Raw genomic sequence first — 20,316 nt, 5'->3', positions numbered from 1 at the left:
CGCAGCGAAAGAACGTAACAGCGACCAAAAGTCAGCAGAATCGTATCGAGTTTCAATTTTTAATAATCTAAGTTCCAAAGTCTTTTTCACATAGGAGTAGTCATGAACGCTTTCATCGCCAACATCCAGGGTCTGACCGCCATCGGTATCGGCATCATCATCGGCCTGGGTGCAATCGGCGCCTGTATCGGTATTGGCCTGATGGGCGGCAAGTACATTGAAGCGTGCGCTCGCCAGCCGGAACTGATGAACCCGCTGCAAACCAAGATGTTCCTCTTGGCTGGTCTGATCGACGCGGCGTTCCTGATTGGCGTTGGTGTGGCAATGCTGTTTGCGTTCGCGAACCCGCTGCTGTCGAAGCTCGTCGCAGGCTGAGGTTCCTCGGAAGTGTGCGCTCGAGCTTTCAAGCGACGAGCGCAGGACGGAACGTGCAACGGCGCTTAATCGATGCAACCCTCGATCAAGCGCCTTGCCGTTTCACTCTCCGGATTAGCAACGTTTAAGGAAACACCGTGAATCTCAACGCAACCCTGTTTGCGCAAATGGTCGTGTTTCTGATCCTCGCGTGGTTCACGATGAAGTTCGTGTGGCCGCCGTTGATCAACGCCCTGGATGAGCGCTCGAAGAAGATCGCCGACGGCTTGTCAGCCGCCGAAAAGGGCAAGGCCGAACTCGAAGCCGCACATAAGCGCGTCGACCAGGAACTCGCGCAAGCCCGTAACGACGGTCAGCAGCGTATTGCGGATGCTGAAAAGCGCGCAGTCGCAGTCGCCGACGAAATCAAGGCTAACGCCCAGGCTGAAGCCGCGCGCATCATTGCGCAAGCGAAGGCCGACGCAGACCAGCAAGTCGTCAAAGCGCGCGAAGCATTGCGCGGCGAAGTCGCGGCGCTGGCCGTGAAGGGCGCCGAGCAGATCCTGAAGCGCGAAGTCGATCAATCGGCTCACGCCGAGATGCTGAATCAACTCAAAGCCGAGCTCTGATCATGGCCGAACTTGCAACCATCGCACGACCGTACGCTGAAGCTGTATTCCGCGTGGCCGAAGCGGGTGAGCTCGCCGCCTGGTCTGACTTCGTCGAGGAGCTGGCTCAGGTTGCGCGTCTGCCTGAAGTGCTCTCCATCGCGACGAGCCCGAAAGTGAGCCGCGATCAGGTCAGCGAGCTGTTGTTGTCGGCGGTGAAATCGCCGCTCGCGCAACAGCCGGAGGCAAAGAACTTAGTGCGAATGCTGGTGGACAACCACCGGCTGACGCTGATGCCGGAAATTGCCGTGCAGTTCGACGAGCTGAAGAATTCCCGCGAAGGTGCGGCCGATGCGCTGATTGTCAGCGCATTCCCGCTGGAAGGCGCACAGTTGACCGACCTTGTCGCGAATCTCGAACGCAAGTTCCACTGCAAGCTGAAACCTACTGTTGAAGTCGATAAGTCGCTGATTGGCGGTGTTCGCGTAACGGTAGGCGACGAAGTACTCGATACCTCGGTCCGCGCGCGCCTTGCCAGCATGCAGACGGCGCTGTCCGCCTGACGCGCATTGCGCCGGCGCGGTTAAGAATTGACTATCAGGAGTGACTAATGCAACTCAATCCCTCTGAGATCAGCGAGCTGATCAAGAGCCGGATCCAGGGTCTGGAAGCGAGCGCCGATGTTCGCAACCAAGGCACTGTGATTTCCGTGACCGACGGTATCGTGCGTATTCACGGTTTGTCGGACGTGATGCAGGGCGAAATGCTCGAATTCCCGGGCAATACCTTCGGCCTCGCGCTGAACCTCGAGCGCGATTCGGTTGGCGCCGTGATTTTGGGCGAATACGAACACATTTCGGAAGGCGACATCGTCAAGACGACGGGCCGCATTCTCGAAGTGCCGGTAGGTCCGGAACTGCTCGGCCGTGTGGTCGACGCACTGGGCGTGCCTATCGACGGCAAGGGTCCGGTCAACGCAAAGATGACCGACGCGGTCGAAAAGATTGCACCGGGCGTGATCTGGCGTAAGTCGGTGTCGGAGCCGGTTCAAACGGGTCTGAAGTCCATCGACGCAATGGTGCCGGTTGGCCGTGGCCAGCGCGAGCTGATCATTGGCGATCGTCAGTGCGGCAAGACGGCTGTGGCCATTGACGCGATCATCAACCAGAAGGGCAAGAACCTCTTCTGTATCTACGTTGCAATCGGCCAGAAAGCTTCGTCGATCATGAACGTGGTGCGCAAGCTGGAAGAAAGCGGCGCGATGGAATACACCATCGTGGTCGCGGCTTCGGCTTCGGAATCGGCTGCGATGCAATACCTCGCACCATACGCCGGCTGCACGATGGGCGAATACTTCCGCGATCGCGGTCAAGACGCGCTGATCGTGTATGACGATTTGACCAAGCAAGCATGGGCGTATCGTCAGATTTCGCTGCTGCTGCGCCGTCCGCCGGGTCGTGAAGCGTATCCGGGCGACGTGTTTTATCTGCACTCGCGTTTGCTGGAACGTGCGGCTCGCGTGTCGGAAGACTACGTTGAGAAGTTCACGAAGGGTGAAGTGAAGGGCAAGAGCGGTTCGCTGACGGCATTGCCGGTCATCGAGACGCAGGCCGGCGACGTGACCGCATTCGTTCCGACGAACGTGATCTCGATTACGGACGGCCAGATCTTCCTGGAAACCGACTTGTTCAACGCCGGTATCCGTCCTGCTATTAACGCAGGCGTGTCCGTGTCGCGAGTCGGCGGTGCAGCGCAGACCAAGGTCATCAAGAAGCTGTCCGGCGGTATTCGTACCGACTTGGCGCAGTATCGTGAATTGGCAGCGTTTTCGCAGTTCGCATCGGACCTGGACGAAGCTACGCGTAAGCAGCTGGAGCGCGGCCGCCGCGTGACGGAATTGCTGAAGCAGCCGCAATATCAGCCGCTGCAAGTTTGGGAACTGGCGATCGCGCTGTTTGCCGCGAACAACGGTTACCTCGACGATCTCGAAGTCGCTCAGGTGCTGCCGTTCGAAAAGGGTCTCCGCGACTTCTTGAAGACCAAGCACGCCGACATGATCAAGCGCATCGAAGATAACAAAGACTTGTCGAAGGACGACGAAGGCGCATTGCATGCCGCGCTGAAGGACTTCAAGAAGTCGGGCGCTTACTGATCCTCGTATTGGTCGAACTTTGAAGCGGCGCGGGCCGCTTTCAGAACAAACGAAGCATCCCGCGCCACTTCGATGAAGGAGTAAGCAATGGCTGGAATGAAGGAAATCCGCGGCAAGATCAAGAGCGTGCAAAACACGCGCAAGATCACCAAGGCGATGGAAATGGTGGCTGCGTCGAAAATGCGCCGCGCGCAGGAGCGCATGCGCGCTGCCCGCCCGTATGCCGACAAGATCCGCGACGTCGCCGCGCACATGAGCGCTGCCACGCCTGAGTATCGCCATCCGTTCATGGTTGAGAACAAGGGCGCGAAAGCGGCCGGCATGATCCTCGTCACGACCGACAAAGGTCTGTGCGGCGGCATGAACACGAACGTGCTGCGCGCTGCGCTCCTGAAGTTCAAGGAGCTGGAGCAGAAAGGTCAGACGATCGAAGCATCGGCGATCGGCAGCAAGGGTCTGGGCTTCCTGAACCGGTTGAAGGCCAAGACCGTGTCGCAAGTCACGCATCTGGGCGACACGCCGCATTTGGAAAAGCTGATCGGCGCAATCAAGGTCCAGCTCGACCTGTATTCGGAAGGCAAGATCAGCGCGGTGTATCTGGCGTTCACCCGCTTCGTCAACACGATGAAGCAGGAAGCCGTGATCGAGCAATTGCTGCCGCTGTCGGTGAGCGATTTTGCGCGCAAGGACGGCCTGGATAAAGACAGCGAACTGGTCACGCCGAAGACATCGTGGGACTACATCTACGAACCGGATGCGCAGACCGTCGTCGATGAACTGCTCGTGCGTTATGTCGAAGCGCTCGTCTATCAGGCGGTGGCGGAAAACATGGCGTCGGAGCAATCGGCTCGGATGGTCGCGATGAAGGCTGCGTCCGACAACGCGAAGACCGTGATCGGCGAACTGCAGCTCGTGTACAACAAGAGCCGGCAAGCATCGATCACGAAGGAATTGTCAGAAATCGTCGGTGGCGCTGCAGCGGTCGGTTGATCGCCCAAGCGTCGAATCGAACTGCGCCTGTCGCGCGAGTGAAGAATTTAGTATCTAAAGGAAATGCGATGAGTACTACTGCTTTGGTAGAAGGCAAGATCGTACAGTGCATCGGCGCGGTTATCGACGTGGAATTCCCGCGTTCCGACATGCCGAAAATCTACGACGCGCTCGTTTTGGAAGGTTCGGAACTGACGCTTGAAGTCCAGCAACAGCTGGGCGACGGCGTGGTTCGTACCATTTGCCTGGGTGCATCGGATGGATTGCGCCGCGGTACGGTGGTGAAGAACACGGGTAAGCCGATCAGCGTGCCGGTCGGCAAGCCGACGCTAGGCCGGATCATGGACGTGTTGGGTCGTCCTATCGACGAAGCCGGCCCGATCAACACGGACGTCACGCGCGGGATTCACCAGAAGGCGCCGAAGTTCGAAGATCTGTCGCCGTCTACCGAATTGCTCGAAACCGGCATCAAGGTTATTGACTTGATCTGCCCGTTCGCCAAGGGCGGTAAGGTTGGTCTGTTCGGTGGCGCCGGTGTGGGCAAGACCGTGAACATGATGGAACTGATCAACAACATCGCTAAAGAGCACGGTGGTTATTCCGTGTTCGCTGGTGTTGGTGAGCGTACCCGCGAAGGGAACGACTTCTATCACGAAATGAAGGATTCGAACGTTCTGGACAAGGTCGCGCTGGTCTACGGCCAGATGAACGAGCCGCCGGGCAACCGTCTGCGCGTAGCGCTGACCGGCCTGACGATGGCCGAGCATTTCCGCGACGAAGGTCTGGACGTGCTGTTCTTCGTGGACAACATTTACCGTTTCACGCTGGCTGGTACGGAAGTGTCGGCTCTGCTGGGACGTATGCCGTCGGCCGTGGGCTATCAGCCTACGCTGGCTGAAGAAATGGGCCGTCTGCAAGAACGGATCACGTCGACGAAAACCGGCTCGATCACCTCGGTGCAAGCCGTGTACGTTCCTGCCGATGACTTGACCGACCCGTCGCCGGCGACCACGTTTGGTCACTTGGACGCAACGGTCGTGTTGTCGCGTGATATCGCTTCGCTGGGTATTTATCCGGCTGTGGATCCGCTCGATTCGACCTCGCGCCAGATCGATCCGAACGTGATTGGCGAAGAGCATTACGCTATCACGCGTGGTGTGCAGCAAACGCTGCAGCGCTACAAGGAATTGCGCGACATTATCGCGATTCTGGGCATGGACGAACTCGCGCCGGAAGACAAGCTCGCGGTTGCGCGCGCTCGTAAGATCCAGCGTTTCCTGTCGCAGCCGTTCCACGTCGCGGAAGTCTTCACGGGCTCGCCGGGCAAGTACGTGCCGCTGAAGGAAACCATCCGTGGCTTCAAGATGATCGTGGAAGGTGAATGTGATCATCTGCCGGAGCAGGCGTTTTACATGGTCGGCACGATCGACGAAGCCTTCGAAAAGGCCAAGAAGATCCAGTAAGGGTCTGGTGGGCGCGGGTTCTTGAAAGAGAGCGCGCGCCTTTTGATACGCTCAACCAGCCTTGCATGGGATAGAGGTCGATATGGCAACAATTCAAGTAGACGTCGTCAGCGCGGAAGAGCAGATCTTCTCGGGCCGGGCGAAGTTCGTCGCACTGCCGGGCGAAGCGGGTGAACTCGGCATTCTGCCGGGCCACACGCCGCTCATCACGCGGATTCGTCCGGGTGCGGTGCGTATCGAAGCGGAGAACGGCGACGAAGAGTTCGTGTTCGTTGCTGGCGGGATTCTCGAGATCCAGCCGGGCGTGGTGACGGTTCTGGCCGATACCGCGATCCGTGGCGCGGATCTCGACGAAGCTAAAGCGTTGGAAGCGAAGAAGCGCGCTGAAGAAGCGTTGCAGAACACGGGTTCGAACCTCGAGTACGCGACCGCACAAGCGGAATTGGCGTACGCGACGGCTCAGATTGCGGCGATTCAGCGGCTGCGGAAATTGCGCGGTAACCACTGAGTTTTCGCGAGTCTGGCGATACGAAAAAGCAGCCTTCGGGCTGCTTTTTTCATGCGCGTTCCAAACGGTGATGCATGCGCCAACACCTAGGCCCAACCGCGCGCGCTTGCGCGCAAAACTGCACAACCAACATGCGTTGATCCGGGCGTTTTTGCGGGTAGCTTGCGGGTAACACTCAATGCCCTAGCTCTTTCTCGCGATGCACAATCAGTCTTCCGAATCGCTTTCATGGCGCTTCATTTTCTTCTTATAGCGCCATCCCACGGAGGAGACCTTCGATATGCCTACCCAATCGATGCACACCGGGCCGCAGATCGAACCACGCGACGGCTTGTCGTACGTTCGCGGCTCGACGGACATTGCGCTGAGCGACGCCACCGTTTCCCGCTTCCTGCGGGGCACGGCCGCGAAATACCCCGACCGTCCCGCGGTGATTTTCCGCGAACAAAACATCCGTTGGACCTGGCGCGAATTCGCCGATGAAGTCGATGTCCTCGCGTCGGGTTTGCTCAAGCTGGGTGTGGAAGCGGGTGACCGGGTGGGCATCTGGTCGCCGAACCGCTCTGAATGGCTGCTCACGCAATTCGCGACGGCACGGATCGGCGCGATCCTGGTGAACATCAACCCGGCGTATCGGTTGTCGGAGCTTGAGTACGCATTGAACAAGGTCGGCTGCAAGGCGCTGATCGCGGCGGAACAATTCAAGACGTCGAAGTATCTGGAGATGCTGCAAACGCTCGCGCCCGAACTTGTCACGGCCGAACCTGGTGCACTCAACGCAGCGCGTTTCCCTGATTTAAACGCCGTGATCCGAATGGGCGAGGGCACGACGCCCGGCATGCTGCGTTTTCCCGATGTCATGTCGCGCGGCCGTGATCAGCTGAATACAGCTCAGCTCGACGCGCGGGAATCGGCGCTTACAGCACACGATCCCATCAACATCCAGTTCACGAGCGGCACCACCGGCAACCCCAAGGGCGCCACGCTTACTCATCACAACGTGGTGAACAACGGCCGTTACATCGCGCACTCGATGTTGCTTACCGAGCAGGACTCGCTGTGCATTCCCGTGCCGCTATATCACTGCTTCGGCATGGTGCTGGCGGTGCTCGCGTGCGTATCGGCGGGGGCGACGATGGTGTTCCCTGGCGAAGCCTTCGATCCTGCCGCGACGCTCGCTGCCGTCGATGAAGAGCGCTGCACCGCATTGCACGGCGTGCCGACCATGTTTATCGCGGAACTCGATCTCCCTAATTTCGATCAATACGACCTGAGCCGTTTGCGCACCGGGATCATGGCGGGTTCGCCCTGCCCGATCGAGACCATGAAGCGCGTGGTCGCAAAGATGAATCTGCGCGAAATCACGATCGCGTACGGAATGACGGAGACGAGCCCGGTGTCGTTTCAAAGTTCGACCACCGATCCCCTCGATAAACGCACGACGACCGTCGGTCAGATCCAGCCGCATCTGGAGGTGAAACTGGTTGATCCGCTCGGCGAAATCGTCCCGGTTGGCGAGACAGGCGAACTCTGCACGCGCGGTTATTCGGTGATGAAAGGGTATTGGGGCGACGAAGAAAAAACGCGCGAAGCGATTATCGATGGCTGGATGCATACCGGCGATCTGGCGACCCTCGACGCTGAGGGATATTGCAATATCGTCGGACGTTTAAAGGACATGTTGATTCGGGGTGGCGAGAACATTTATCCGCGCGAAATCGAAGAATTCCTGTTTCGGCATCCGAAGATTCAATCGGCCCAGGTATTCGGTGTTCCTGATATTAAATACGGCGAGGAAGTGTGCGCGTGGATTGTTCTCCGTCAAGGCGAACACGCGACGGCAGAAGACATCCGCGAGTATTGCCAAGGACAGATTGCACACTACAAGATTCCGCGGCACATCCGCTTTGTCGACGAACTGCCGATGACGGTCACCGGCAAGGTCCAGAAATTCATCATGCGAGCAAAGATGATCGAGGAAATGAAGCTATCGGAGGCTAAAACGGCGTGACTACGGGTAATTGCTGGGATTTACAATTGAAAATGGCCGCCGGGAATAATCACGGCGACCATTTAAATTCTTGCGCAAACGTTTGTACAGACGAAAAAAAAGCGGGCCTGGAGCCCGCTAAAAACCACACGCTACGGGGTTAGCGCGAGGAGACCAAGGGTGGGACTGGGCCAATAAGATTTCATCGGCCAACGACCCCAACAAACATGTCCCTGAAGCTGGGATTCGGCACCAGGCCGACCGCCGAATGCAACTCAAAACGTTGTAGTTCACCAACGCTGCACTCGATCACATCCGTGTTGAAACCGTTGAAGTGATTGTGGGCGAATAATCCGGGCATCACCGTAACAAAGTGTTTCAGGTTGTAACCCTGCACGCACAAGGGTCAGCGATTATTCCGTCCCCCCTTTGTCGATTATTGCGATTGAAGAGCCGATATTTCGATGCCTCTTAGAAGTGCATGCACCGCTGAGCACGATATGCAGATATTAAGGACAATCGAAAAACGCCGACCCAACCGGGCGGCGAACTGTACTGGAGACCACCGCATGACCATCGACGCAGACCTTCTCGCCTACTACGCCAAGGTTGCCGAAGCGTTCCCCGAACAGCAGGCCGATGGCGACCCGATCGGCATGCGGCGGCAGTTTCAGAACGTCGCGCGTGAGTTCGCCGCGCCCCGGCCGGCGGGAGTGGATGTCGAGGACACGGTCCTGCCGCTTGACGGACGTACGCTGCGGGCGCGGATCTACCGGCCGGCGGGCGCCAGGAAGCCGTTGCCGCTGGTGGTCTATTTTCATGGCGGCGGCTGGGTACTTGGGGATCTGGAGACGCACGACCTGATGGTCGCGCGATTTGCCCTGGACTCGCAAAGCGCTGTCGTGAGCGTGGATTACCGGATGGCGCCGGAGCATCCCTTCCCCACGCCAGTTGACGATGCGCTCGATGCGCTGCTGTGGCTCGCCGAGCATCGTTCGCGTCTGGGCTTCGCGACGGATCGGCTGGGCGTGGCCGGCGACAGCGCGGGCGGCCATCTTGCCGCCGTGGCGTCACGTGCTGCGAACGATCGCGTGGCCGGTCTGGTCACGGCGCAGTTGCTGATCTATCCGGTGGCGCGCTGTCGTTTCGAGGGCGGCAGCTTTACGGCCAACGCCGAAGGGCCGGGCTTGACCACCGAAGAAATGCGCTTTTACTGGGCGCAATTCCTGACAGCCGAGCCACCCGCCGACGACGACGTACGCGCTTTCCCGCTAGCGGAGTCCTACGATCGAACGCCGGCACGAGCGTTGATCGTGGCTGCAGCCTACGATCCGCTCTACGACGATGCTCACGAATTCGCACGTTTTCTGGAAGCGAATGGCGGGCGCGCCGAGGTAATTGACGCGCACGACATGACGCACGGCTTCGGCCGGATCCAGGCGCATTCGAAAGCGGCGGCGGCCTGGATGAAAAAAACGTCGGAACGCTTCGGTGAATTGTTACATGCAGAGCGTTGACTTTTCGATGCCCAGCGACATCTGCTTACGTGACGCTTACGCTGAGTTATCAACCCGATGAATCTGACGAATGGGTGAGGACGCGCGAAAAAGGCGGCCTGATTCCGACCGCCTCCGCGTTCATTTCAGCCATTTATCGAGCATCGCCTGAAACTCACCCGTCGAACGTGACAGGTGCAGCCATTGATCGACATATTGTTGGAACACCACGTCGCCGCGCGGCAGCAGGTACGCCTTTTCTCCGAACTGGAACGGCTTGTCTGGATGAACCGAGCACAGGCCCGGATTCAGCTTTTGCTGGAGCAGGGTTTCAGAGGCGTCGGTGACCATCACGTCTGCCTGGCTATCGAGGATTTGCTTGAAGATGGTCACGTTGTCCGGATACTCGATCAGTTGCGAGTGCGTGAAGAACTGCTTCGCGAATTTCTCGTTTGTGCCACCGGGGTTGACAATGGTCCGCACGCCGGGCTGATCGATTTGCGCGACGGTCTGGTATTTGTCGACATCCGCGCAGCGGACAATGGGTGTCTTGCCGTCGACCATGTAGGGTTCGGTGAAGAACGCGCGTTTCTGGCGTTCGAGCGAGGTTGAAACCCCGCCGACCGCGATGTCGCACTTCGCGACGAAATCGTTCATCAGGTTCGACCACGATGTCTTGATGAACTCGGCTTTGACGTTCATCGACTGAGCGAGGTTTTGCGCGGCATCGATGTCGATGCCTTCGAACTGGCCGTCCGGCCTCAGGAACGAGTACGGCTTGTAGTCGCCCGTTGTGCAGACGCGCAGCGTGCCGCGTGCGAGGATTTCGTCGAGTCTCGATGGGGCGGGTGAGGCTACCGGTGCGCTCGCCGGTAACGCCGTGCCGGGGGGGGCGGTGATGCTGCCCGCTTGCACGGTTTGCGCCTGCGCGCCGATGGCGAAGCCGAGCAGCAGGACGCAAACACCCGTGCGAAAGACACCGCGAAGCGACACGCAACCAGAGGCAAGAACTTTCATCGACACTCCTCGAAAGATTATTTCAGTCGCCGATGATATCGAAGGGGTTCGTCGTTCGCACCTCCCCCAAAAAGCCTATGCGCTGAGTACGAACGAAAACCCCTGTCCGGTAGAATGCCTCTTTGCCCAACGCTCCAAATCACGTGCCTTCCACACTCCTGAACGACACTTTTCTGCGCGCGCTGCAGCGCCAGCCGACCGACTACACGCCGATCTGGCTGATGCGTCAGGCGGGCCGCTATCTGCCCGAGTACAACGCCACGCGTTCGCGCGCCGGCAGCTTCCTGGGGCTCGCAACCAATCCCGACTACGCGACGGAAGTCACGCTTCAGCCGTTGGAGCGCTTCCCGCTCGATGCGGCCATCCTGTTTTCTGACATCCTGACCGTCCCGGACGCCATGGGCCTCGGCCTGAATTTCGTCCAGGGCGAAGGCCCGCGATTCGAACGCACGGTCCGTAACGAAGAGGACGTCGCCAAGCTGCACGTGCCGGATATCGACGCCACGCTGCGCTACGTAACAGACGCCGTATCGCAAATCCGCCGTGCACTGACCGACGCGCAAGGCCGCCAGAAAGTGCCGCTGATCGGTTTTTCAGGCAGCCCCTGGACACTCGCGTGCTACATGGTGGAGGGCGGCGGATCGCCCGATCACCATACGGTCAAGGCCATGGCCTACACCCGGCCGGACCTGATGCACCGCATCCTCGATATCAACGCGCAAGCGGTCGTCGCTTATCTGAACGCACAGATCGAAGCGGGCGCGCAAGCCGTGATGATCTTCGATACCTGGGGCGGTGCACTCGCCGACGGCGCTTATCAACGCTTTTCACTCGACTACATCGCGAAGGTGGTCGCAGGATTGAAGCGCGAACACGACGGCGTCAAGGTGCCCGTCATCACGTTCACGAAGGGTGGCGGCTTGTGGCTGGAACAGATCGCGGCAATCGGCGTGGACGCGGTCGGTCTCGACTGGACCGTGAACTTGGGCCAGGCGCGCGAAAAAGTGGGCGATCGGGTCGCGCTCCAGGGGAACATCGATCCAGCGGTGCTTTTTGCATCGCCGGCCGTGATTCGCACCGAAGCGCGCGCCGTGCTCGACAGCTTCGGGAATTTCCCCGGTCACGTCTTCAATCTCGGCCACGGTATCTCGCAGTTCACGCGTCCGGAGAACGTGGCGGAACTCGTTGATGAAGTCCATCGCCACAGCCGATCCATCCGCGCAAAGAACTGACGTTTGGTCAAAAAAGATTGCTGCGCCGCGTCACGAAAAGCTTACGCCAAACGTTTGGCCGGCAGGACAAAAGTGCTGCGAAATGCCCGTAGATTGGCCGTTCCGCCAATGTCAAGAGTTGACTTATGCACATTTTGTACGTTGCGGCGCGCCATCTTCAAATCAGACCTAAGCGCCCTCATGAGGGCATGTTTTGTGTCTTCAAATACATGATTAATAAGAGAAATTTGAGACCAACCCGAAATGTGGGCTACCGCACACAGCGAGCGAGATCGCCACTTTTTGTCCCTGTCAATCAAAGTTCTCAACAAAGTTATCCACAGGCCTGTGGAAAGCTTCGAAATCTCAAAAATAATCCGCAGCTTAGCGTCGAATGTGATGTTTCACTTTAACTACGCCCCGCACAGTCCCATGTTCAGGTGGAACGGTTGCTCCTGCGTGGATTGCGGCGGGTGCGGCAATTGAGCGTCTTTGTCCGCGTCGCGCTGGACCATCCTCTGCCGACGCTTTTCGACTATCGATACGATCTGGCCCCCACACCGTTACCCGGCATGCTGGTACGTATTCCCTTCGGGCGTCGCGATGCAGTCGGCCTGATTTGCGAGGTCACGGATCACACCGACGTGCCGGCGGACAAGCTGCGCAATGTGGCCGCGATTTGCAGCACGCTCGCGCCGCTTGCCGACGAATGGCGCGCGCTGACGCTGTTCGCGGCCGAGTATTACCAGCGCGGTCTGGGCGAAGTGGCGCTCCCCGCGCTGCCGCAGGTTCTGCGCGACGCCTCGCGCTGGGCGAAATTGCTCGCGCCTCAGGAGCGCTACCGGTTGATGCCGGAAGGGCGCGCAAGTTTGCCCGATGCCTTGCCGCCACGCGCCACCGCGCTGCGCCGTCTCGCCGATGCCCTTGCCGCCAATCCCACGTTGCCCGCCGCCGAGGCTCGCGCGCTGCATCCGAAAGCACGCGCGACGCTCGATGAATGGCAGGCGCGCGGATGGGTCGCGCTGGAAACCGGCGACGTGCAGGAGCAGGACATTGCGCTGGCGCCCGCAGTTGAAAAGGCCGCGCTGCATGGAAGCGCCGCGCTTTTGCCTCATCTGAGCGCCGAGCAGTCCGATGCCGTCGATGCCATAACCGGCGCAAAAGGTTTTGCTGCGTTCTTGCTGCACGGTGTGACAGGCAGTGGAAAAACCGAGGTCTATCTCCACGCACTGGCCCATTTGCTCGCTTCGCGCCCCGATGCGCAAGCGCTCGTGCTCGTCCCGGAAATCAATCTCACGCCGCAATTCGAAGCCGCTTTCCGCACGCGTTTCGCCGCGCTGCCGGAGGGCGCCATCGTGACGATGCATAGCGGGCTGGCCGAAGGCGAACGTGCCCGCAACTGGCTCGCGGCTCACACGGGTCGCGCGCGGCTCGTGCTCGGGACGCGGCTGGCGATCCTGGCGTCGTTGCCGAAACTGGCGCTGATTGTGGTCGATGAGGAACACGATCCCGCCTACAAGCAGCAGGAAGGCTTGCGCTATTCGGCGCGTGATCTGGCGGTGTATCGGGCGAACAAATTGGAGATTCCGGTGGTGCTCGGGTCGGCGACGCCATCGCTGGAAAGCTGGTGGCAGGCCGAGCAAGGCCGATACACCAAACTCACGCTCACGCGCCGGGCGGTCGCGACCGCAGTCCTACCGAGCGTCCGGCTGATCGATCTGGAGGAGGAGCGGCAGCGCGGACGGGCGTCGGTAGAGGGATTGTCGGGGCCGCTTATCGCCGCGATGAAAACGCGCCTGGAACGCGGCGAGCAAAGCCTCGTGTTCCTCAACCGGCGCGGTTACGCGCCCATTCTTTCGTGTGACGCCTGCGGCTGGGTCGCCGGCTGCCCGCGGTGCAGCGCCTACGTCGTGCTTCACAAACCCGAACGCACGCTGCGCTGCCACCATTGCGGCTGGGAATCGCGCATTCCCAAGTCCTGCCCGGATTGCGGCAACGTGGATATCGCGCCGATGGGCCGCGGCACGCAGCGCGTAGAAGAAACGCTTGCGACGGCGGTGCCGGGGGCGAGGGTTTTACGTATCGATGCCGACAGCACGCGACGCAAGGGCAGCGCACAAGCCCTTTTCTCCGATGTCCACGCGGGTGAGGTCGATATCCTCGTCGGCACGCAGATGATCGCAAAGGGGCACGACTTTCAGCGTGTGACGCTGGTCGGCGTGCTCAATGCCGATACCGCGCTTTTTTCCCACGATTTCCGGGCGAGCGAGCGACTGTTTGCCCAACTGATGCAGGTTAGCGGTCGGGCGGGGCGCGCTGGCTTGCCGGGCGAGGTGATGATCCAGACGCGCTACGCGCGGCACGCGCTTTATCACGCGCTGGCCCGGCACGACTACGTTGGGTTTGCCAATTCTACGCTGGCTGAGCGCCGCGACGCGCATTTACCGCCGTTCGTCTATCAGGCGATGCTTCGCGCCGAAGGACGCACGCTCGAGGCCGCGCTGGACTTTCTGGGGGCTGCGGCGGCAGAGTTCGCCGCGCTGGCCGGTGCCGAACGCGTGACCGTGTACGACGCGGTGCCGCTGACTATAGTGAAGGTGTTTAACGTGCACCGCGCGCAGCTGTTGCTGGAGTGCGCGTCGCGGGCCGTGTTGCAGAATGCGTTGCGGGCCTGGCAGCCGGCGTTACGCAGTCTCAAGGTAAAAGGCGTGATCCGATGGAATGTCGAGGTCGATCCGCTCGATATCTAGTGTTGCTCGGGACGGTGGGCGGGTTTTTGCCGCACGCTGTCCGGCGCCTCTGCCGTTCAGCTATTGCCGCGGTCCGCGCCGTGCACGCGTGCAACCGTCAGGCCGCCGACCGTCATGTCGGTACCATCGTCGCGAGCGTCACCCTCAGGGCGCTCGACGTGCGGATGCGCGCCGCGGATGAACAACACCACGCACAGCGCACACATCGCCCAAATGCTGCAAAAAATTGTCCAGGTGCTCATATCCTCTTCTCCCCGAAACCGCGCGGCTAATTTTTAAGACGGCCGCAAGTTTCATCTCTGACATGGCCGTACCAGTTCTTATCGGCAGCAGACAGCGATTACTTAGGGGTGGCTCAAGAAAAATTATCAAACGCGAAATCCTAGAGCACGCCCAGCTCCGGCCGCCATCCTCAATTACCCGTAATCCCTTGTTCAGAAAGGAGTTTTGACCGATTTTACAAAGGTGCAACCCATCTCGAAATGTCGGTTGCACCTTTTTTAAGCGCGGGTTACGATTCGGCCACTTTTCAAGCTATCGCCGGTTCCGATTCCGGCAAGGAAGGATATATGGCGAGCACCACCCTGGGCGTCAAAGTCGACGATCTGCTGCGTACCCGTCTTAGAGACGCTGCCACGCGGCTCGAACGGACTCCGCACTGGCTCATCAAGCAAGCCATCTTCGCGTATCTCGAACGCATCGAACATGGACAGCTGCCGCCTGAACTGTCCGGTGCAATCGGTTCGGCCGATGCGCTGGAATCCTCTGTGCACGGCGACTCGGAAGAAGACGGCGCGCCGCATCCCTTCCTCGATTTTGCCCAGAACGTGCAACCGCAATCCGTATTGCGTGCAGCCATCACGGCGGCGTACAGGCGCCCTGAGCCGGAATGCGTGCCGTTTTTGATCGGACAGGCGCGGCTGCCGGCTAATGTCGCGGCTGAAACGAATGCGATGGCGACAAAGCTTGTCGAAGCACTGCGCAAGAAACAAACGGGCGGCGGCGTCGAAGGGCTGATCCACGAGTTTTCGCTGTCTAGCCAGGAAGGCGTTGCGCTGATGTGTCTCGCCGAAGCCTTGCTGCGCATTCCGGATCGCGCCACGCGCGACGCACTGATCCGCGACAAGGTCAGCAAGGGCGACTGGCGCTCGCATATGGGCCAGGCACCGTCACTGTTCGTGAACGCGGCGACGTGGGGTCTGATGATCACCGGCAAGCTGGTGACGACGAATAGCGAAGCGGGGTTGTCGTCGGCGTTGACGCGCCTGATTGGCCGTGGCGGCGAGCCGCTGATCCGCAAGGGCGTCGATATGGCCATGCGCCTGATGGGCGAGCAATTCGTCACGGGCGAGACGATTTCGGAAGCGCTGGCAAACAGCCGCAAGTTCGAAGCGCGCGGTTTCCGTTACTCCTACGACATGCTCGGCGAAGCCGCGACGACCGAAGAAGACGCCGTTCGCTACTACGCGTCGTACGAACAGGCGATTCACGCGATTGGCAAGGCGGCCGGATCGCGTGGGATCTACGAAGGCCCGGGGATCTCCATCAAGCTGTCCGCGCTGCATCCGCGTTACTCGCGCTCGCAGCAGGAGCGCACGATGACCGAGTTGTTGCCGCGAGTAAAAGCGCTGGCGCTGCTCGCGCGGCGTTACGACATCGGGTTGAACATCGATGCGGAAGAAGCCGACCGGCTGGAAATTTCACTCGATCTGCTCGAAGCGCTGTGCTTCGATCCGGAACTGGCCGGCTGGAACGGCATCGGTTTCGTGGTGCAGGCTTATCAAAAACGCTGCCCGTTCGTTATCGATTATTTAATCGATCTGGCGCGTCGCAGCCGTCATCGGATCATGGTTCGGCTGGTTAAAGGCGCTTACTGGGATTCGGAAATCAAGCGCGCGCAAGTCGATGGCCTCGAAGGTTATCCGGTCTACACGCGCAAGATCTATACGGACATCTCGTACGTGGCCTGCGCGAAAAAACTGCTCGCGGCGCCCGATGCCGTGTATCCGCAGTTCGCCACGCACAACGCATTCACGCTGTCGGCGATCTATCACCTCGCCGGGGGGAATTATTACCCCGGTCAGTACGAGTTCCAGTGCCTGCACGGCATGGGCGAACCGCTGTACGAAGAAGTCACCGGACGCGACAAGCTCAACCGGCCGTGTCGCGTGTATGCGCCTGTCGGTACGCACGAAACGCTGCTCGCGTATCTCGTGCGCCGCCTGCTTGAGAACGGCGCGAATACGTCGTTTGTGAACCGGATCGCCGATAAAACCATTCCGGTCAGCGAACTCGTGCAGGATCCCATCGACGAAGCGTCCAAGCTCACGCCGCTCGGTTTGCCTCATGCAAAGATCGCGCTGCCGCGTCATTTGTACGGCAACGAGCGCCTCAATTCAATGGGCTTCGATCTGTCGAATGAGCATCGGCTGGCGTCGTTGTCATCGGCGTTGCTCGCGAGCGCGAATCATCCGTGGCGCGCGGCTCCGATGCTCGAAGCCGCTGACGTAGTGGAAGGCGTCGCACGCGACGTTCGCAACCCCGCCGACTTGCGTGACTTCGTAGGAACGGTGATCGAGGCGACATCGGAGCAAGTCGCTTTGGCTATTTCGAACGCAGTCGCTGCCGCGCCGATCTGGCAATCGACGCCCGTCGATGAACGCGCCGATTGCCTCGCCCGCGCAGCCGATCTGCTCGAAGCGCAGATGCATACGCTGATGGGTCTCGTCGTGCGCGAAGCGGGTAAATCGCTGGCGAATGCGGTGTCCGAGATTCGTGAGGCTATCGACTTCCTGCGGTACTACTCGGCGCAGATTCGCAGCGAATTTTCCAACGATACACATCGTCCGCTCGGCCCCGTGGTTTGCATCAGCCCGTGGAATTTCCCGCTCGCGATCTTCATGGGACAAGTGGCCGCAGCACTCGCTGCCGGTAATCCGGTGCTCGCGAAGCCCGCTGAGCAGACGCCGCTGATCGCAGCTCAAGCCGTGCGCATCCTGCGCGAAGCCGGCGTGCCGCCGGGCGCGGTGCAATTGTTGCCGGGCAATGGTGAAACCGTGGGTGCGGCATTGGTCGCCGATCCGCGCACGCGCGCCGTGATGTTCACGGGTTCGACGGAAGTCGCGCGCCTGATCAACAAGACCTTGTCCGAAAGGCTCGACCCGGATGGCCGGCCGATTCCGCTGATTGCGGAGACGGGCGGACAGAACTCGATGATCGTCGATTCGTCGGCGCTGGCCGAGCAAGTGGTCGCGGACGTGTTGCAATCGTCCTTCGATTCGGCCGGTCAACGCTGTTCAGCGCTGCGCGTGTTGTGCCTGCAGGACGACGTCGCGGATCGCACGCTCGAAATGCTCACCGGCGCGATGCGGCAACTCGCGATGGGCAATCCCGACCGGCTTTCCACCGATGTCGGCCCGGTGATCGATGCCGAAGCGAAGCAAAGCATCGACGCGCACATTGCATCGATGCGCGAGAAGGGCCGCAACGTCGTGCAGTTGCCCATGCCCGATGGCTGCGCACAAGGCACATTCGTCCCGCCGACGCTGATCGAACTTGATTCCATCGATGAGTTGAAACGCGAGGTCTTCGGTCCGGTACTTCACGTAGTGCGGTATCGCCGGGCGCATCTTGATAAACTGCTCGACCAAATCAAAGCGACGGGTTACGGACTGACGCTGGGCATCCATACGCGTATCGATGAAACCATCGCGCACGTGGTCAGCCGGGCGCACGTGGGCAACATCTACGTGAACCGGAACGTGATTGGCGCGGTCGTCGGCGTGCAGCCGTTCGGCGGCGAAGGTTTATCGGGCACGGGGCCGAAAGCAGGCGGTGCGCTGTATTTGCAGCGGCTCCTCGCCAAGCGTCCGACGGGCTTGCCGAAGTCACTGGAAAGCGCGCTGCTCGTGGACCAAACGGCTGCGAACGAAACGCCGGCTGCGCTGAGCGCATTGCGCGACTGGGCGATTGCCGAACGTGATCCGCAAACGGCGGCGCGTTGCGAAGGCCATCTGCAGCACGTGATGGCCGGCGCGACCGCTGTGCTTGCCGGCCCGACCGGTGAGCGCAACACCTACACGCTCGGGGCACGCGGCACGGTTCTCTGTGTGGCAGCGACGGCGAGCGGCGCTCGTGCGCAACTCGCTGCCGTGCTCGCCACCGGCAACAAGGCGCTGTTTTCCGGCGCGGCGGGTGAACAGCTCGTGGCTGCGTTGCCGGCGAAGATCGCGCCCTATGCGTCGACGCGCAAGAGCCCGGATGCGGCCTTCGATGCGGTTTTGTTCGAAGGCGACAGCGACGAATTGATGGCGTTAGTGAAGGACGTCGCGAAACGCCCGGGACCGATCGTCTCGGTGCAGGGTGTGCCGGCGGGAGCATTCGCCGACGACGCTCACGACGGCGAGCAGGAATACGCGCTCGAACGGTTGCTGACGGAACGCTCGGTGAGCGTGAACACGGCGGCCGCGGGCGGCAATGCGAATTTGATGACGATCGGCTGAGCTGTATTCAGCACGGCGGTTGGCTCAAACAAACGGCAGCAGGCACGGCGATCCCGGCACACGCTGCCACTTACCAGGGAATCAGGAGAGTTATGGATTACACGATGAAGAAGCTGGCAACAGCAATGTTGGTCGCCGGTCTGTCGGTTGCTGCAACAGCTCAGGCTCAAACCGCTGAGGACGTGAAGGTAGGATTCGCTGGCCCGATGACCGGCGCGCAAGCGCACTACGGCAAGGATTTCCAAAACGGCGTGGTGCTCGCGGTTGAAGATTTCAACGCCACCAAGCCTGTGATCGGCGGCAAGCCGATTCGCATCGTGCTCGATTCCGCTGATGACCAGGCTGACCCGCGCACCGGCACGACCGTCGCTCAAAAGCTGGTCGACGACAACGTCAAGGGCATGCTCGGTCACTTCAACTCGGGTACGACGATCCCCGCTTCGCGCATCTACGCGAACGCCGGCATTCCCGAAATTGCAATGGCCACCGCGCCTGAATACACGACGCAAGGTTACAAGACCGCGTTCCGCATGATGACTTCGGACACGCAGCAAGGCTCGGTGGCCGGCGACTTCGCGGTGAAGACGCTGAAGATGAAGAAGATTGCGATTGTCGATGACCGTACGGCCTACGGCCAGGGTCTCGCCGACCAGTTCGAGAAGGCCGCGAAGGCATCGGGCGCGACGATCGTAGACCGTGAATACGCGAACGACAAGGCTGTCGACTTCAAGGCCATCCTGACCAAGATCAAGTCGTTGAATCCGGACCTCGTGTATTACGGTGGCGCCGATTCGCAAGCCGGCCCGATGGTCAAGCAGATGAAGACGCTGGGCCTGCACGCGCCGTTGATGGCGGGCGAAATGGTCAAGACCGACACGTTCCTGAAGATCGCGGGCACGGCAGCCGACGGCACGGTGGCGTCGCTGGCTGGTTTGCCGCTCGATGAAATGCCGGGTGGCGCGGCTTACGTTGCGAAGTACAAGGCGCGGTTCAACGAAGACGTGCAAACGTACTCGCCGTACGCGTACGACGGCGCAATGGCGATGTTCGCTGCCATGAAGAGCGCCAATTCGACCGACCCGGCGAAGTATCTGCCGTTGCTTGCTAAGACTGACATGGCAGGCGTGACGTCGAAGCAGCTCGCGTATGACTCGAAGGGCGATTTGAAGAACGGCGGCATCACGTTGTACAAGGTCGTCGACGGCAAATGGACGACGCTGCAAAGCGTGGGCGGCAAGTAAGGTTTAAGAAGCTGTTGTGAAGATGTTGCAAGCC

At 60.2% G+C, this 20,316-nt stretch carries 15 protein-coding genes; 13 read left to right on the top strand and 2 right to left on the bottom strand.

Annotated elements, in window-relative coordinates:
• Window positions 1-102: 102 nt before the first annotated feature.
• From atpE to BSU04_RS06050, 9 genes are all read left to right on the top strand, one after another.
• On the top strand, window positions 103-375 hold the full coding sequence (gene atpE, locus BSU04_RS06095) for a F0F1 ATP synthase subunit C (RefSeq protein WP_031364235.1): 273 nt from the start codon (window positions 103-105) through the stop codon (window positions 373-375).
• Between the two features lie 137 nt (window positions 376-512).
• A complete protein-coding gene (locus BSU04_RS06090) occupies window positions 513-983 on the top strand; it encodes a F0F1 ATP synthase subunit B (RefSeq protein ID WP_089159756.1) in 471 nt (156 codons plus the stop codon).
• 2 nt (window positions 984-985) lie between these two features.
• On the top strand, window positions 986-1,525 hold the full coding sequence (locus tag BSU04_RS06085; protein WP_089159755.1) for a F0F1 ATP synthase subunit delta: 540 nt from the start codon (window positions 986-988) through the stop codon (window positions 1,523-1,525).
• Window positions 1,526-1,572: 47 nt separating this feature from the next.
• Entirely contained in the window at window positions 1,573-3,114 is a 1,542-nt protein-coding gene (gene atpA, locus BSU04_RS06080; RefSeq protein WP_089159754.1) for a F0F1 ATP synthase subunit alpha, read from the top strand.
• 87 nt (window positions 3,115-3,201) lie between these two features.
• A complete protein-coding gene (gene atpG, locus BSU04_RS06075; protein WP_089159753.1) occupies window positions 3,202-4,104 on the top strand; it encodes a F0F1 ATP synthase subunit gamma in 903 nt (300 codons plus the stop codon).
• 68 nt (window positions 4,105-4,172) lie between these two features.
• Window positions 4,173-5,567, top strand: coding sequence for a F0F1 ATP synthase subunit beta (gene atpD, locus BSU04_RS06070; RefSeq protein ID WP_089159752.1), 1,395 nt, complete (start codon window positions 4,173-4,175; stop codon window positions 5,565-5,567).
• A gap of 82 nt (window positions 5,568-5,649) precedes the next feature.
• Window positions 5,650-6,075, top strand: a complete 426-nt coding sequence (locus tag BSU04_RS06065) for a F0F1 ATP synthase subunit epsilon (protein WP_089159751.1) — start codon at window positions 5,650-5,652, stop codon at window positions 6,073-6,075.
• A gap of 280 nt (window positions 6,076-6,355) precedes the next feature.
• Window positions 6,356-8,086 carry an AMP-binding protein gene (locus BSU04_RS06060; protein WP_089159750.1) on the top strand — a complete coding sequence of 577 codons (1,731 nt, stop codon included), beginning with the start codon at window positions 6,356-6,358 and terminating at the stop codon, window positions 8,084-8,086.
• Window positions 8,087-8,634: 548 nt separating this feature from the next.
• Entirely contained in the window at window positions 8,635-9,582 is a 948-nt protein-coding gene (locus tag BSU04_RS06050) for an alpha/beta hydrolase (protein WP_089159748.1), read from the top strand.
• A gap of 120 nt (window positions 9,583-9,702) precedes the next feature.
• On the opposite strand, the gene BSU04_RS06045 is transcribed toward BSU04_RS06050, so the two are convergent.
• The gene (locus tag BSU04_RS06045) at window positions 9,703-10,578 is read right to left on the bottom strand and encodes a transporter substrate-binding domain-containing protein (protein WP_089159747.1); all 876 of its coding nucleotides are present in this window, start codon (window positions 10,576-10,578) and stop codon (window positions 9,703-9,705) included.
• A gap of 143 nt (window positions 10,579-10,721) precedes the next feature.
• Here BSU04_RS06045 and hemE point away from each other — a divergent pair, with 143 nt between their 5' ends.
• On the top strand, window positions 10,722-11,810 hold the full coding sequence (hemE, locus tag BSU04_RS06040; protein ID WP_089159784.1) for a uroporphyrinogen decarboxylase: 1,089 nt from the start codon (window positions 10,722-10,724) through the stop codon (window positions 11,808-11,810).
• A 461-nt stretch (window positions 11,811-12,271) separates the two neighbouring features.
• The gene (locus BSU04_RS06035; RefSeq protein ID WP_089159783.1) at window positions 12,272-14,539 is read left to right on the top strand and encodes a primosomal protein N'; all 2,268 of its coding nucleotides are present in this window, start codon (window positions 12,272-12,274) and stop codon (window positions 14,537-14,539) included.
• Between the two features lie 56 nt (window positions 14,540-14,595).
• Here the strand turns inward: BSU04_RS06035 and BSU04_RS45225 are convergent, their stop codons facing one another.
• Window positions 14,596-14,781 carry a hypothetical protein gene (locus BSU04_RS45225; RefSeq protein ID WP_144021133.1) on the bottom strand — a complete coding sequence of 62 codons (186 nt, stop codon included), beginning with the start codon at window positions 14,779-14,781 and terminating at the stop codon, window positions 14,596-14,598.
• A 327-nt stretch (window positions 14,782-15,108) separates the two neighbouring features.
• Here BSU04_RS45225 and putA point away from each other — a divergent pair, with 327 nt between their 5' ends.
• Together putA and BSU04_RS06025 are read left to right on the top strand one after the other, a co-directional pair.
• Window positions 15,109-19,041, top strand: a complete 3,933-nt coding sequence (putA, locus tag BSU04_RS06030) for a trifunctional transcriptional regulator/proline dehydrogenase/L-glutamate gamma-semialdehyde dehydrogenase (RefSeq protein WP_089159782.1) — start codon at window positions 15,109-15,111, stop codon at window positions 19,039-19,041.
• A 92-nt stretch (window positions 19,042-19,133) separates the two neighbouring features.
• Complete coding sequence (locus tag BSU04_RS06025; protein ID WP_089159746.1) at window positions 19,134-20,282, top strand: branched-chain amino acid ABC transporter substrate-binding protein; 1,149 nt, start codon at window positions 19,134-19,136, stop codon at window positions 20,280-20,282.
• Window positions 20,283-20,316 lie beyond the last annotated feature (34 nt).

It is taken from the genome of Caballeronia sordidicola (assembly GCF_002220365.1).
Classification (GTDB): Bacteria; Pseudomonadota; Gammaproteobacteria; order Burkholderiales; family Burkholderiaceae; genus Caballeronia; species Caballeronia sordidicola_C.
Note: the sequence above shows the minus strand (reverse complement) of the source record. Positions and strands in the feature narration are given on the sequence as shown.